The 14776-nt window shown below is 66.3% G+C and carries 16 protein-coding genes; 14 read left to right on the forward strand and 2 right to left on the reverse strand.

All coding sequences use genetic code 11. The features are described 5' to 3' along the window. From QZY44_RS19380 to QZY44_RS19405, 6 genes are all read left to right on the forward strand, one after another. A partial coding sequence (locus QZY44_RS19380) for a hypothetical protein (RefSeq protein WP_295450140.1) occupies positions 1 to 252 on the forward strand: 252 nt, incomplete at its 5' end. 206 nt (positions 253 to 458) lie between these two features. Continuing rightward, positions 459 to 1478 (forward strand): DUF3883 domain-containing protein, encoded by a 1020-nt coding sequence (locus QZY44_RS19385; protein ID WP_295450143.1) that lies wholly within the window; start codon positions 459 to 461, stop codon positions 1476 to 1478. Positions 1479 to 2155: 677 nt separating this feature from the next. Continuing rightward, on the forward strand, positions 2156 to 2776 hold the full coding sequence (locus QZY44_RS19390; RefSeq protein ID WP_295450153.1) for a hypothetical protein: 621 nt from the start codon (positions 2156 to 2158) through the stop codon (positions 2774 to 2776). 35 nt (positions 2777 to 2811) lie between these two features. Next, positions 2812 to 3606, forward strand: a complete 795-nt coding sequence (locus QZY44_RS19395; protein ID WP_295450165.1) for a DUF1156 domain-containing protein — start codon at positions 2812 to 2814, stop codon at positions 3604 to 3606. Continuing rightward, complete coding sequence (locus tag QZY44_RS19400; RefSeq protein ID WP_295450170.1) at positions 3527 to 4159, forward strand: hypothetical protein; 633 nt, start codon at positions 3527 to 3529, stop codon at positions 4157 to 4159. Before QZY44_RS19395 ends, QZY44_RS19400 begins: the two co-directional genes overlap by 80 nt. 231 nt (positions 4160 to 4390) lie before the next feature. Then, a complete protein-coding gene (locus QZY44_RS19405; RefSeq protein ID WP_295450176.1) occupies positions 4391 to 7696 on the forward strand; it encodes a DUF499 domain-containing protein in 3306 nt (1101 codons plus the stop codon). Positions 7697 to 7831: 135 nt separating this feature from the next. On the opposite strand, the gene QZY44_RS19410 is transcribed toward QZY44_RS19405, so the two are convergent. Together QZY44_RS19410 and QZY44_RS19415 are read right to left on the reverse strand one after the other, a co-directional pair. After that, complete coding sequence (locus tag QZY44_RS19410; protein WP_295450179.1) at positions 7832 to 8176, reverse strand: transcriptional regulator; 345 nt, start codon at positions 8174 to 8176, stop codon at positions 7832 to 7834. A gap of 1 nt (position 8177) precedes the next feature. Further along, positions 8178 to 8459, reverse strand: coding sequence for a DUF6516 family protein (locus QZY44_RS19415; protein ID WP_295450228.1), 282 nt, complete (start codon positions 8457 to 8459; stop codon positions 8178 to 8180). Positions 8460 to 8747: 288 nt separating this feature from the next. On the opposite strand from QZY44_RS19415, the gene QZY44_RS19420 reads away from it, so the two are divergent. The 8 genes from QZY44_RS19420 to QZY44_RS19455 form a co-directional block, all read left to right on the forward strand. Continuing rightward, positions 8748 to 9545, forward strand: a complete 798-nt coding sequence (locus tag QZY44_RS19420; protein WP_295450183.1) for a nucleotidyltransferase domain-containing protein — start codon at positions 8748 to 8750, stop codon at positions 9543 to 9545. A 153-nt stretch (positions 9546 to 9698) separates the two neighbouring features. Then, entirely contained in the window at positions 9699 to 10637 is a 939-nt protein-coding gene (locus tag QZY44_RS19425) for a TIGR01212 family radical SAM protein (protein WP_295450186.1), read from the forward strand. A 75-nt stretch (positions 10638 to 10712) separates the two neighbouring features. Next, a complete protein-coding gene (locus tag QZY44_RS19430; RefSeq protein ID WP_295450189.1) occupies positions 10713 to 11708 on the forward strand; it encodes a peptidase U32 family protein in 996 nt (331 codons plus the stop codon). 132 nt (positions 11709 to 11840) lie between these two features. Further along, entirely contained in the window at positions 11841 to 12776 is a 936-nt protein-coding gene (locus QZY44_RS19435) for a U32 family peptidase (protein ID WP_295450192.1), read from the forward strand. 191 nt (positions 12777 to 12967) lie between these two features. Beyond that, positions 12968 to 13141, forward strand: coding sequence for a hypothetical protein (locus QZY44_RS19440; protein WP_295450195.1), 174 nt, complete (start codon positions 12968 to 12970; stop codon positions 13139 to 13141). Then, on the forward strand, positions 13110 to 13622 hold the full coding sequence (locus tag QZY44_RS19445; RefSeq protein ID WP_295450206.1) for a hypothetical protein: 513 nt from the start codon (positions 13110 to 13112) through the stop codon (positions 13620 to 13622). Before QZY44_RS19440 ends, QZY44_RS19445 begins: the two co-directional genes overlap by 32 nt. Before the next feature lie 51 nt (positions 13623 to 13673). Then, on the forward strand, positions 13674 to 14018 hold the full coding sequence (locus tag QZY44_RS19450; protein WP_295450219.1) for a hypothetical protein: 345 nt from the start codon (positions 13674 to 13676) through the stop codon (positions 14016 to 14018). Next, positions 14008 to 14776: hypothetical protein (locus tag QZY44_RS19455; RefSeq protein ID WP_295450225.1), on the forward strand; the 769-nt coding region annotated here is incomplete at its 3' end. The genes QZY44_RS19450 and QZY44_RS19455, both read left to right, overlap by 11 nt.

Below are 14776 nucleotides of genomic sequence, written 5' to 3' on the forward strand. Positions count from 1 at the left end.
CGCTTTCCGCCGGACGCCCGCGCCCGCTATTTCATCCGCCGCGTCAAGGAGGAGATGGTCGACCTGGCCGGCCGGCCACTCTTTCCGGTGCGGGTCTGCGACACGGTCAGCTTCGAGCTGACCCAGGGCGAGGTCAGCGAACAGACGCTCTACGACCGCACCACCGCCTACATCCGTCATTACTACAACCTCGCCCGGCTGCTCAACCGCCAGGCGGGGTCTGACAATCATCGGCGCGAAAACTTACGGTAAGCCCCTTCCTGCGGTCGCAAGAACCTCGCGGCGACATGAGTTTCCGAGATTTTGAATTCTGAGACGGACTTTTGAGGCAGATTTAGCCGGTTTTCAGCGTCTTTTGCCCTACCGTCAGGTTGTCTCAGGAAACGTCCGTTTGATGAGACACCAGAAATCAGCTTGATAAATCTGTTGGTTACACCTTAAAGTAAGTTTTCGCGCCGATGATTGTCAGACCCCTCTTCACGGACGCCGCCGGCAGCGCCCCCTACCTTTTCCACGTCGCGCGGATGTCCGTCATCCGCGCGGCAGACCCCGACTCGCCCAGTCACCAGACCGAGGAGGTCATCGAACAACGGCTGGTTGGGCTCAAGCAGTATCAGGACCGATTGGAAGAGGCGCCGGTGGAACAACTGCTCCTGCTGCGGCCCGGCCGCGGGACCAGCCCGGGCAGTCTGGTCTTTCTCGCCCGGGCCGAGACCTGGCGGCTGGCGGTCCTGGACTATCTGATTCACATAACGCTCGGCGATCTGACTGAACGGCGCCGGCTCGCGGCCACTGAGACCCTGGCACAGACCAAGGAGTTGCTCGGCCTCGCCTATGACTATCAGGCCTGGGAGCTGACCACCGCGCGCAAGGAATACGCCAAACAGGCGCGCGCCGGTAACGTCAAGGCCCAGGCCGAAGTAGAGCGTATCCGCGCCCAACAGGCGGGTCTCGCACAGCGGCGCGCCCGGGCCATCGCCGACGCGAGTCGGGAACTGGACCTGATCGCGCCCGGCCGGGTGGAGATCATCGCGACCTGCCTGGTCCAGCCATCCCAAGACCCGGCCGACATCCAGGCCCTTGATCTCGAAGTGGAGCGTATCGCCGTGGACATCGCCATGGCCGCCGAGACCGCCCGCGGCGCCAGGGTGCGCGATGTCTCCACCCCCGAGCGGGCGCGCCTGGCGGGCCTCATGGACCACCCCGGCTTCGATCTGCTCTCCGAGCGCCCGGGGGAGGAGCGTGGGATCGAGGTCAAGGGCCGGGTCGGCACCGATGCGGTGGAGTTGACCGCCAACGAGTGGGCGCGTGCCTGTAACTTGCGCGGGCGCTATTGGCTGTATGCCGTCTTCGACTGCGGCACCGGCCGCCCGCGGCTCCTGCGCGTCCAGGACCCCTTCGGGCGGCTCGTCAGCCGCAACCAGGGCGGCGTGCTGATCAACTATGGCGACATTGTTCGGTGCGCGGCCAGCGACTGAGACGCGAAGGGGCTGGGGCGGGGTCGCGCGGTGGCCCGCGGGTCCCCGCGGCACGCCCCCACCCGGTTCGATGCCAAGAGTCCAGCGTTCGGGGGCCATGAACACCGCCCGCGTATTATGATTGGGGATGCCGGGGGGCTTCCCGGGTCGTCGCCGCCGCCAACCGGACGCCCGGGGAACCGTACCAAGGGCCAAGGACACTCTGCCGATGGCCTCAGGAAGGCCCCCAAAGGCTCCGGGAACGTTCCCGATCCCTTCGGGAATATTCCCACGCGACCCGAAAAATATTGCGAAAGATGCATCGAAACATCAACATATAGTGGGACATAAGGCCATATTTCGTTGCGACTGTTCTCGAAGACTTCGGGTATACTACCGAGCGGTTCGGGAATGTTCCCGAAGGGACCGGGAATTTTCCCTAATCCATCGGGAACGTTCCCTGATGACATGATGGAATGCCCACAGGATTGGGGGCGTTTTCCTGCTAACGCGGGAATGTTCCCCGATCGTATTGAGGCGTTCCCGGATGTCATGGGAACTTTCTTGGTACTCAAGGGAGTGACCGCGACCGCCCGACGGGCCACCGCCGAGACCTGACGGCCGGCCCGCCGCCGCCCGGCGCGCCCCAATCACCACCGCTTGCACCACAGCGACAGACGACTGGGAGGAAACCGACGATGCGCAAAGAGGATTTCATCCCGGCGACGGACCAGGACCTGCTGGCCTGGCTCGCTCAGGCCCTCGGCAAGCTCCGCGCCGATCTGGCTGGTTATGGGGTAACCGAGGAGGAACTCGCGGAACTGATCGATGCGGGCGATGATTTTCGTGGCGCGGTGACCGACGCCCTCGCTGCGGCCGCCGCGGCCAAGGCCGCCACGGCCTGTAAGAAACAGCGGCGGGAGCGGCTCGAGACGGTGCTGCGGAAAGTGAAGCGGCACATCAAGGGACATCGCGGCTATACCACCGCCATGGGCCTGGACCTGGGAATCGTGCCGCCCAAGCACCGCTTCGACCTCAACACGGCCAAGCCCGATCTCGCGGCCATCGATCAGACCGGGGGAGTCGTCAGGCTGACCTTCACCAAGTATAAGAGCGAAGGGATCAATATCTACTGTCAACGCGAAGGGGATAGCGGTTGGGTCCTGGTGGGCCGCGCCGCCCACTCCCCCTGGCTCGACACCCGCCCCCTGCTCCAGGCGGGCAAGGCCGAGCTGCGCCGCTACACCGCGGTGTATGTGCGCAAGGACCAGGAGGTCGGGCAGTTTAGCAATGAGGTCGCGGTGAGTTGTGCACCTTAGTTGCTAAAGGAACTTGATGATGGCGAAGAATCAGTATGAATGACAAGCGCCTCATTGAGGTCGCCTTCCCATTGCGCGAGACATCTATCGACGCGGTGCATGAGAAGAATGTCCGCCACGGGCACATCTCCACGCTGCATATCTGGCCGGCACGCCGGCCACTGGCCGCCTGCCGCGCGGCACTGATCGCCACTCTGCTGCCGGACCCCGGGGATAAGGCGGCGCGCGACGCCATCCTGAAGCGCTTGGGTGGAACGCTGCGCAAGATCAGCAAGCCCAAGAAGATGCCCAACGGTCAGGTCGAGGAGATCGAGGCCCTAGAGACGCAGGGCGGCATCCTGCATTGGGGCCGCGAGTCCGGACCGGACCTGGACTGGTTCCGCGCCGAGATCCGCAATGCCTATGGCGGGCGGGCGCCGCGGGTGCTGGACCCCTTCGCGGGCGGCGGGGCCATCCCGCTGGAGGCCATGCGCCTGGGGTGTGAGGTGACGGCCATGGACATCAACCCGGTCGCCTGGTTCATCCTCAAGTGTACTCTGGCTGGTCTGCCGCAAGCGCGCGCCCGGCATCAAGCCCGGCTGGGACAATCAGGTCTTGAAGGACATGGAGACCAGCATCCGGCTGCGCCTGCGCGAGTTCTGGGACGCGGGCATCCGCGGGCCGGACTTTGTGTGGGCGGCCACCGGGCCGGCACTGGAGTCCTACAGCCGCTTCCCGGCGGTGCGCAAGGCGGCCGAACAGAATGCCTTCATGGGGGTCAACGAGTTCCTGGCACACGTCCGACGCATGGTGGTCGACTTCGTGGTCGGGCGCGTCCTGACCCGGGGTGAGGACGCGGACCTGCTCGGCGACCACCCGCTGGACGATGTGACCACCTATTATCTGCTACACCGCGCGGACTTCGGGCTCAAGGAGGCCCCGGCCGGCCCCTGTATCCTCTATGCCATCTCCTGCGGACTCTCGGAGCGCGACCTGGCGGACCACGGCGGGCTGCTGATCAAGGGCAAGGGCGCCGCGCCCGATGAGGCCGATGAGTCGGGGGATGAAGGCGGCAGCGGCGGCAAGCTGAAGCTCAAGCCCTGGAAGGCGCGCACCCACCGCGGTCTGGCCGAGGAGCCCAGCCGCGGCCGGCCCATCCCACTGATCGACCATTGCCACCGGCTGATGCAACTGTGGGTGGCCGCCGACGTGGCCCAGGTGAACGCCCATCTGGACCGCCACGGACTGCGCCAGAGCCCACTCTTCGCCCAACTGATCCAGGCCCTGATCGAGCAGAGCCGCGCCGACGGCAGCACCGAGGAGCGCTCGCTCCTGGAGCGCCTGGCCAACCATTTGCGCCAACTGGGCAGTACCAGTCAGACTGCGCTGGCGCTGGGGGATTGATTTACCGCTCGCCATGTCGGTTCCCTGGCCGCACAGGGCATTCGCCCCGGTATTCCCGTAGGATGGGTAGAGCGCAGCGAAACCCATCGTTTGCCCGTTTATCATGCGCTGACTGCTGGGTTTCGCTGCGCTCTACCCAGCCTACGGATCGGGCGCGGGACCTGGAATTGGGAAATGGCATGCGCGAGCGGATGAATGAAAAGGGCATCAACGGAGCACAGCAGGAGACCCATGGCCAAGCAATCGACACAACCCTGGCATGCGGTATTGGAGCTACGCGCCGACATCAAGGGCGGTGACCTGTCACAGAAGCAATTCGCGGCGGACCTGCATGATGTGATGCTGGGGCGCAATCCGGGGGTCTATCACGACCCGGCGGAGTTCTTTGCCCTGACCTATCCGACGGTGCGGATGCGCGACCTGGTGCGCGATGTGACCCGGCGCCTGGCCGGTGTGTCCGAGCGGGCGGTCCGCCAGCTCTTTCAGACCTTCGGCGGGGGCAAGACGCATCTGCTCATCACCCTGGTCCATCTGGTCCAGGACCCCGCCAGCCTGCCGGACTGCCCGGCGGTGCAGCAGTTCCGCGCCCATTGCGGGCTGGACGATGGCCTGCCGCGGGCACGGGTGGCGGCGGTGGTCTTCGATCATCTGGACGCCGAGCAGGGCATGGAGGCCCGGGCGCCGGACGGGACCCTGCGGTGGCTCAAGATGCCCTGGAGCCTGTTGGCCTGGCAACTGGCCGGGCCAGCGGGCCTGGAGTTGTTGAAGTCCGGCGGGGACGAACGCCCGAGCCCGCCCGCCACTAATGTGCTGGAGGCCCTATTGGAACTGGGCCGCGCCGATACCGGGGCCGTGCTGATCCTGTTCGATGAGGTGCTGTGGTTCGTCCGCACCATGGTCGATCTGGACCCGGGCTGGGAGACCCGGATGGCGGACTTTTTTCACTCGCTGACCCAGGCGGTGGCCAAGGTGCCGCGCTGCTGCCTGGTCGCCTCGCTGCTGGCCTCGGACAACCGCAAGCTGGACGAATTGGGCCGGCAGCTCAGCAAGGGGCTCTATGACGAGTTCAAGCGCGTGGCGGACGAGGGCATCCAGCCGGTCGAGAGCCACGACGTGCCGGAGATCCTGCGCCGGCGGCTCTTCACCCTGGAAAGCTACCAGCGCACCGCCGCCTGGCCGACCCAGGTGATGGCGGCCCTGAACAGCCTCGCGACCCTGGACGAGCAGACCCACAAGGGCCGCTCCGCCGAGCAGCAGCGTTATCTGGCGGCGTACCCTTTCCACCCGGACCTGATCGATCTCATCTACCGCAAGTGGGCGGGGCTGGAGGGCTTTCAGCAGACCCGCGGGATCTTGAAGACCCTGGCCACGGCCTTGCACGATGCCGCGCCCTGGGACCGGCAACCGCTGGTGGGCGCCCAGGTCTTCCTGGCCGCCGGGGCCGGGCTGAGCAGTGCCGCCCGGGAGCTCGCGAACATCGCCCAGTTGGAGCAGTTCGATGGGCGCAAGCAGCATTGGCCAGCGATCCTGGAGGCGGAACTTGCACATGCCGTGAAGGCGCAGGAAGGTCTGCCCGGCGTCGGCGCGCGGGAGCTGGAACAGGCGGTGGTGGCCACTTTCCTGCATTCCCAACCTATCGGCCAGCACGCCCGGACCCGGGAGCTGAAGCTTCTGATGGGCCTGGGGAATCCTGACCCGATCAACCTGGATAAGGGCCTGCGCGCCTGGGCCGAGACCTCCTGGTATCTGGACGACGGTCTGACCGCGGACCGGGAGGGCGGGCTGCCCAAGACCTGGCGCCTGGGCTCCAGGCCCAATCTCAAGCAGATGCACCATGCCGCCCGCGCCGGGGTGGGCGATGGCCAGGTGGATGCGGTGCTGGAACAGGCGATTGCGGACGCCGGCAAGCTGACCGAGGGGACGGGGGCGACGAGCGACCGTCCGCGGGTGCGGGTGAATAGGCTCCCGGCGCGGCCCGCGGATATCGAGGACGACGACGCCTTCCATTATGCGGTGCTGGGGCCGGCGGCGGCCTCCGAGCCCGGCAAGCCGAGTGCGACGGCCCGGCGCTTTCTGGACGAGACCTCGGGGCCGGACAAGCCCAGGGCACGCAACCGCAACGCCGTCGTCTTGGCCGTGCCGTCACAGAACGGGCTGGATGCGGCGCGCGAGAAGGCGCGCGACCTGCTCGGTTGGGAGGAGGTGGCGCGGACACTCAAAGAGCGGGACGACATCGATACCGCCTCCACGGCGCGCCTGGCGACCAACCTCAAGTCGGCGCGGGCAGAACTCGCCTCCCATGTGGTGATGGCCTATTGCATCGCGGTGACGGTGGACGAGTCCAATAGGGTCGCCGCCTACCGGATCAGTGTCGACAATGAGCCGCTGTTTCCCCGTCTGCTGGCCGACCGGCGCCTGCGCATCGAGTCCACCGCGGTGAATGCGGAGGCCCTGCTGCCCGGCGGACCCTATGACCTCTGGGCCGCCGGGGACAGCGCACGCTATGTCAAGGATCTGGTCGGCGCCTTTGCGGCCACTGCCAGCCTACCGAAGATGCTGAACCGGGAGGCGATCCTGGAGACCCTGCTGCAGGGCTGCGCGGCCGGGGACTTCGTCCTGCGGGTGACCCGCGGCGACCGCTCGCAGCGGACCTTCTGGCGTAACCGCCCAGAGCCGAGCGCCATCGACGATCCGACCCTGGAGGTGGTGCTGCTGCCGGCTGCGGTCTTGACCGAGCTGGCCCCGGTGCTGCTGGTGCCCCGCACCCTGCCGGGTCTGTGGGAGGATGGGCAGCCCCTGACCTGGGACGCCTTGGCGGACTACTTCTCCGGCCGGCATCTGGTCAGCATCGACAAGGGCGCCTACCGCGAGGACGTGCTGATCCCGGCCACGGACGAGGCGGCGCTGAAGGCGGCAGTCACCGGGGCGATCAAGGCCGGCGGCGTGTGGCTGGTCAACGGCACGGTGAGCCTGTTGGCGGACGATGTCCCGGCGGGTTTCCTGAACAATCACGCGCAATTGCTACCGCCCCCCGCCCCGATCCCCGCAGCCGAGCTGCTGCCCGCGGCCCTCCTCGCCGCCTGGCACCAGGATGAGACAAGCGCGGATCATCTGCGCGGGGCCTTGTCCGCCGCCTTGGGGCGGCCCCTGCCCTGGTCGACGATCCGTCAGTCACTCGACCAGGCCTTCGGCTTGGGATTGCTGGAGCGCACCCTGAACTCGGCTCCCTGGCCCTGTGATCTGGGCGGCGCGCCGGGCGTAAGGCTGCGGGTCGCACAGCCACCCGTGACGCTCCCGCCGCCCCGACCGGGGATTGCAGATGCACACGGCCGGCGGCAGGCGGTCGCGGCCTTGGAAACCCATGAAGTCGAAAACCTGGCGGAGGAGATGGCCGAGTTGGTCGAGGCCGCCGTGGGTCACACCCTGCGCCTCTCCATGACGGTGGAGTTGAATCGGGAGGGCGGGGTGTCGGAAGAGGCCCTGGCCGGAGTCAACGCGGTGTTGGGAAAGGTCAAACCGGGTTGGGTGTTGCGATAGGCAGAGACGCACGGCCAGCGGGGGATTTCAAGTGGCGAGCTGCCAGAAACGGGATTGAATCGGATACGCGCCTGCTGACGGACCTTGCCGGTTGTGGCCGGAACGACGATCAAGGCCGCTCTGCCCTTCCCGGATTCACGCGGCCTTCAATACGAAGTCGACATGCACCTCGTCATAAGGAAACACGATCTTGCCGTCGCTGGTCTTTTCCAGGAGTCCGGCATTGACCAGCAGATGCACGTCGGCATGGACTGCCTTCACGTCCCGGGTCACCCGGCGCGCGATTTCGCGGATCGCGAGCGGTCCGGCGCCGGTCATCGCCTTGAGGACCTCCCAGCGCTTGAGCGTGAGGGTCTTCCACAGGTCTTCCAGCGTCAGAAATCCGATCTGCGCCCCTTGAGGCTTGCCAGTGTCCCAGGCGCGGAGAAACCGCTCCGAAACCGCTTCCGGCGTGGTCACACCGATGGTTACCGATCTCATCTCATGTCCTCCACAACGTGATATCGTGCCAGAAGTCGGCCAGCAACTGCCTGGGCGAGGTGAACACATAGGCCGTCTCGGTATCTCCCAGATGCTTGTGCTCCCCTTTGCCGGATTCGTTGTCGTACCGCAGCACACAGACACCTTCCACCACGAAAGCCAAGCGGTATTTGAAGGGGTGCGGACTACCAGGCACAGGCGTCGGAAGATGCCAAAGCCGAAGGGCCGCAAAGGCCCCTTCGCGCACATTGACACGCTCATCAAACAAGAGATCCGCCTTCATGTCGGACAAAATACCAACGCCCGAGGCTGTTGTAAATCGCTCCAACGCAGACGGGACCCGAGACCTTACCCAGAATCACCAAGTCCGGCACTGGGACTTGGCCGGATTTATGCTCAAGGCCAGAAGTCCTTAACTTAATGGCAGTGACGCTCCGCGTGGGAATGCCGCTCCGGCGGTGCGAATTCCCATGCGAAGCTGAAGCCTCGCGACTTACTCCACGGCTTGCGCGTCGGAGCCAGAAAGCGTGGGAGCCAGAGCATGAGCAGCCAAAAACTGGATTGAATCACCATGAATGAACACCCCATCGATCCAGTGATTCGCTCAGAGATCGAGCGACAACTCACCGCGATCGAGTCGGCGCACGCGGTGCGGGTCCTGTTTGCCTGTGAATCGGGCAGCCGGGGCTGGGGCTTCGCCTCGCCCGACAGCGACTATGACGTGCGCTTTCTTTATGTGCATCCGCTCGCCTGGTATCTGCGGGTGAACCCGCCGCGTGATGTGATCGAGCTGCCGATCTCCGGGGTGCTGGATATCAATGGTTGGGAGTTGCGTAAGGCATTGGGGCTGCTGAAGAAGGGCAACGCGACCCTGGTCGAATGGCTGGACTCTCCCGTGGTCTACCGGGCCGACCCGAAATTTCTCGATGCCATGCGCCTGGCCGCCCGCCTCACCCACCGACCCGAGCGGTCCTTTTATCATTATGTTCACATGGCGCGGGGGAATGACCACACCTATCTGCGCGGTGAGCAGGTGCGCCTGAAGAAATACCTGTATGTGCTGCGCCCGTTGCTGGCCGCACGGTGGATCGAGCAGGGCCGTGGGCTCGCTCCCATGCGGTTTCAGGACCTGGTCGACGCCTTGGTGACCGAGCCGGCCCTACGCGACGCCATCGCCGCGCTGCTGGCCAGAAAGCGCGCGGCATTGGAGTCCGAGTACAGCGCGCCGCTGCGGGTCATCGACGACTTCATTGCCGCCGAGCTTGCACACCTTGGTGACGCCGCCATCCCGGTACCGCGGGATATCGACTTCTCGGTCCTCGACCGGTTACTGCTTGATACTGTGACTCGATTGGACCGGGGAGACTGATGGATTTTCGAGCGTTTTTCGTGATTTCGTCACTGCGCTGGCTTGCGGCTTGCCCGGCGGGATGTTAATTTCCCATTGATGCACCCAGCCCCCCTGATCGCCCCCCCGACTCCCACATCGACGCCGTGTGAATCGACGCAGCGCGATCTGAGCATGCGCGTGAACACGCTCGGCCAGGACCTGCTGCGCCGCTATGGTCAGCGGGTCCACAAGCTCGCGATCAACGCCGGCTTCACCTGCCCGAATCGGGACGGCACCAAGGGCCGCGGCGGCTGCACCTTCTGCAACAACCAGTCGTTCAGCCCCAACGCGGAGGAGCCACCGAGCGTCACCGAGCAGATCGCCGCCGGGCGGGCGGTGCTGGCGCGGCGCACCGGGGCGCGCCGCTTCATGGCCTATTTCCAGGCGTACACCAATACCTACGACCGCATCGAGCGGCTGCGCACGCGCTACGACGAGGCCCTGGCCCTGCCCGACGTGGTCGGGCTGTCCATCGGCACCCGACCCGACTGTGTGCCCGAGGCGGTGCTGGACCTGCTGGCCGGGTACCGCGCCCAGGGCAAGGAGGTATGGCTGGAGTTGGGGCTGCAGTCGGCGCACGACGAAACGCTGGCGCGGGTCAATCGCGGTCACGGCTTCGCCGAGTTCCGCGCGGCCACCCGCGCGGCCCATCGCCGGGGGCTCAAGGTCTGCGCCCATCTGATCATCGGCCTGCCGGGCGAGGGTCGAGAGGCCGCACTGTGGAGCCTGGAGCAGGTACTTGACCTGGGCGTGGAGGGACTCAAACTTCACCCACTGCACGTGGTCCGACACACCCAACTGGCGCTGGAATGGCGACGCGGGGACTACCTGCCCCTACAACTGGATGAATATGCGAGCATCTGTGCCGACCTGATCGAGCAGACCCCGCCGTCAGTGGTCTTCCACCGCCTGACCGGGACTGCCTCCCGGTCGATCTTGCTGGCACCGGACTGGTGCGCTTGCAAATGGGCCGTCTTGAATCGAATCGAGGCGGAACTACACCGCCGCGATACCCGTCAGGGCGTGCGTTGGACGGGTGCGGACCTACCCGGACTCGCGCGCACCGCCTGACTGAAAAACCGGATCGATCGTCGTGGCCGACGCTCGCTCACACCCCTTAACGCAACCCCCTACCGGAGTCCGCCCATGGAACTCGTTTGCCCCGCCGGCAACCTGCCGTCCCTCAAGGCCGCCGTGGACAATGGCGCCGATGCCGTCTATCTCGGCTTTCGGGACGACACCAATGCCCGCCACTTCGCTGGCCTCAACTTCGGCGACAAACAGATCGAAGAGGGCCTGCGCTATGCCCGCGACCGCAAGGTCCGGGTCTTTGTCGCCGTGAACACCTTTGCCCAACCCAAGGGGTGGTCGCGCTGGAGCACCGCGGTAGATCGCGCGGCGGACCTGGGCGTGGACGCACTGATCCTGGCAGACATGGGGGTCCTGGACTACGCCGCCGAGCGTCACCCCGAACTCAAACTGCACCTCTCGGTCCAGGGCTCGGCCACCAATCCGGCGGCGATCCGCTTCATGAAGCGGCACTTCAATATCCGCCGGGTGGTGGTACCGCGCGTGCTCTCCATCGCCCAGGTCGCCCATGTGATCAAAGAGAGCGAGGTGCCGGTGGAGATCTTCGGCTTCGGCAGCCTGTGCGTCATGGTGGAGGGGCGCTGTCTGCTGTCATCCTATGCCACCGGCCAGTCACCCAACACCTACGGTGCCTGCTCGCCCGCGAGCCACGTGGAATGGCGCGACACCGCGGCCGGTCAGGAAACCCGCTTGGGCGGTGTACTGATCGAACGGCGCGGGCGCGACGAACCCGCCGGCTACCCGACCATCTGCAAGGGTCGCTACGAGGTCGGGGGCGACATCCGCTACGCCATCGAGCAACCCACCAGCCTCAACACGCTCGACCTGCTGCCCGAGATCCTGGCCGCCGGGGTCGCCGCCATCAAGCTCGAGGGACGCCAGCGCAGCACCCGCTATGTCTCGGAGGTCACCCGGGTCTGGCGCGAGGCCATCGACTCCTGCCAGCGCAACCCGGGCGCCTTCCGCCCCAAGGACGACTGGATGCAAACCCTGGCGCGGGTCTCCGAAGGGACCCAGACCACCATCGGCCCCTATGAGCGGACCTGGCACTAACTGAAAGGTCTTGTGACACCGCTGTGCGGTGTCACGCCTGTCACTTTGGCGCTCCGCGCCACGCGAGCCGGCGACCGGAACGGATGCCCCGGACCCACCAGCCATCACACCCATTCCAATTCGAGAGAACCCATGCCTTCGGACGTTTCACTAGCCACCGACCAGCGCCCCCGCCTGTCGCTGGGACCGATCCTCTATTACTGGCCGCGCCAGCAGGTCCTGGACTTCTATGCGGAGATCCTGGAGACCCCGGTGGACGTCGTCTATCTGGGTGAGACCATCTGCTCCAAACGCCGGCTGCTGCGCCCCGAGGACTGGTGGGACCTGGCCGAGCGGGTGACCGCCAGCGGCCGGGAAGCGGTGATCTCCACCCTGGCCCTGATCGAGTCCGAGGGTGAGTTGAAGGTCCTGGAGCGCCAGTGTGCCGACCAGCGTTTCCTCATCGAGGCCAATGACCTCGCCGCACTGGACTTCCTGGAGGGACGGCCCTTCGTCGTCGGCACCTCCATCAACCTCTACAACCAGCGGACCCTGAGCTTCCTGGCCGCCAGCGGTATGAAGCGCTGGGTGCTGCCGGTCGAACTGGGCCGGGAGACGGCGACCGACCTCATCCGCACCCGCCCCGCCGGGGTCGAGTGCGAGGTCTTCGCCTTCGGGCGCCTGCCACTCGCCTACTCCGCCCGCTGCTTCACCGCCTTCAACAATGGCCAGGGCAAGGATAACTGCGAATTGCGCTGCAGCGAGCACCCGGACGGGCTCATGATCAAAACCCAGGAGAATCAGCCCTTCCTGGCGCTCAACGGCATCCAGACCCAATCCGCCGCCACCCACAACCTGCTCCCGTTCCTGGGTGAGCTGGGCCGGCTGGGCGTCGATCTGGTCCGGGTGAGCCCCCAGTCCCAGCACACCGCCACCATCGTGCGGACCTTCGCCGCCAGTCTCAAGGGCGAACTGGCGACCGCCGAAGGTCAGGCCACCCTGCGCGGCCTGGTCCCGAACGGCTTGGTGGACGGCTATTGGAGCGGTGCGGCGGGGATGGTCGAGACCAACACGACGGCGCGGGTTTAGTGCCTCAGTAAGACCGTACGCGCGAACCGCGTTCCCCTCGACTGGAGTCCAAGGCTTCAGCCTTGGTCCCCCGCCAAGGCTGAAGCCTTTGACTCCAGGAGGTGGGGCGATCCGCACCCGATCCAGTGTCCACGGCGACGCGCCGGTTGCGCTAACATGCACCCGCCACGCCCTGACGCACCGGAGCACCCATGGAGTTTGCCGTTCGACGCAAGTATTACAACCGCTGCAAGTCCCTGGAGTCCCTGGCCCCCGAGGACGAACGCAATCTGGACATCGACGGGTTCGGCCCGCACCGGGTGCGCGGCACCAACTGGACGGACCGCCTGGGCAATGCCATCGAACTGTCCGATCAGCAAGGGTGAACTCACGATCCCGGGCGGACCCAAGCTCGTCGTCGAGATGCGCGCCCGACCGAGCCTGCGAGCCAAGGTCCGCTCGATCGTCGCGAGCAACCTGACCCGCTTCCTGCGCGAGGCCCATCAGGAACTCGAACTGCTTCAGGAACGCGCCCGGCAACGCGGTCACGCCGGCGGCCTGGTGGTGATCTTCGGCTCGCTCGAAAAGCTGCGCAGCACCAGCGAGACTTGGCAAGAGGTCCTCGGCAGCGCGGAACAGATCTTCAGCGGCGGTGCACCCTACCTGCACCTGCCGGTACACGTGCTCTATACCATCCCGACCGCACTCGTCAGTCGCCGCTTCAAGCGGGTCAGCGTCCTGCCGATGATCAAGCTCACCGACCGCGATGGCGCGCCCTTCGCCGCCGGCCTGGCGGCGGCGCGCGAACTGGTGCGACGGCGGGTGCCCGATGAGGTGCTGCAAGCCGTTTTCGGCCCGGACCCCTAGCCGCGCATCGGCGAACTGATCCGCTGGTCCGGCGGCTATCCGCGCGAGCTCGTGCGCCTGCTCCAGTCCGCCCTCGCGCACGAGGAACTGCCGCTCAGCGATTCTGATTTTTCGCGAATTGTCAACGAACTGAAAGACGCCTACCGCAAGGTGGTCCCGGCCGATACCTCTGACCGGCTGGCGCGGGTTGCCCTGGATCGGTATTACACGGTGCTCAACAGCGAGCACGGCCAGATCGCCGACCAGATGCTGCTGAACAACGCCGTGCTGCGTTACGTGAACGACAACGATTGGTTCGACCTGCACCCGGCGGTCGCCGAGATCCCCGGTGTCAAGGCCGCCCGCGCCGCCCTCGCCCAGGCCGCTGACGGCCGGACGGGTCAGGATGTCGGTTGAGAACGACGCCGCGCTGGCGCACCTGATCGGCGCGCTCGCCCTGGGCGACGGGTTCCAGTTTCATATTGTCGTCTGCCACTCGCCGCGGCAGGTCCGCCAACTGCTCGGCACCCTGGCCGTTGACGTGCCGGCGCGACGCGGCGGTACAGTGCGCAGTGAACACCTGATCCCCGCCGCGCAGGCCCTGCCGTCCGATCGGCCGCTCGACGGCGACGCCCTGAGCGTCCTGGTCAACGACCGTCTCAGCGGACTGGCCCCAACCAGCGCCGATGAGCGCGTCGTCTTTGCACTCGACGCCAGCTTCCCCGGCACGGCGGACCAGCCGGCCTGGCGGCAACTCTTCCGGCGCATGAACGAGCAACGCAACGCCCTCGCCCGCGGACTGGACGGGGTCCTGCTGTTGTGCCTGTCACCGCGGTTGGCGGCGGTCTTTGCCCAGGAAGCGCCCGACTTTTGGTCGGTCCGCGGGGTCTCGGTGACACTGGAACCTGAGCTCACGCACGCGCGTGACGGGGGGAGCCAAGGATTGGTTTTTGCGCAGGAACCCGGACGGGATGCCGCCGGTGCCGATGGCCAAGACCGCGATACACTGGAGGCCGAGGTCGCCGCGGCCCGCACACAGGCCGCAGACCGACCGGACGACCGCGGTACACAGCGTATTCTCTTCATCCTGCTCGTCCGCTTGGGCGACCAACTCATCAATCTCGCCCGTTCCCAGGAGGCAGTGGCGGCCTATCGCGAGGCGTCCGGCATCGCCG

Origin of the sequence: uncultured Thiodictyon sp., assembly GCA_903837595.1 — a bacterium.
Classification (GTDB): domain Bacteria; phylum Pseudomonadota; class Gammaproteobacteria; order Chromatiales; family Chromatiaceae; genus Thiodictyon.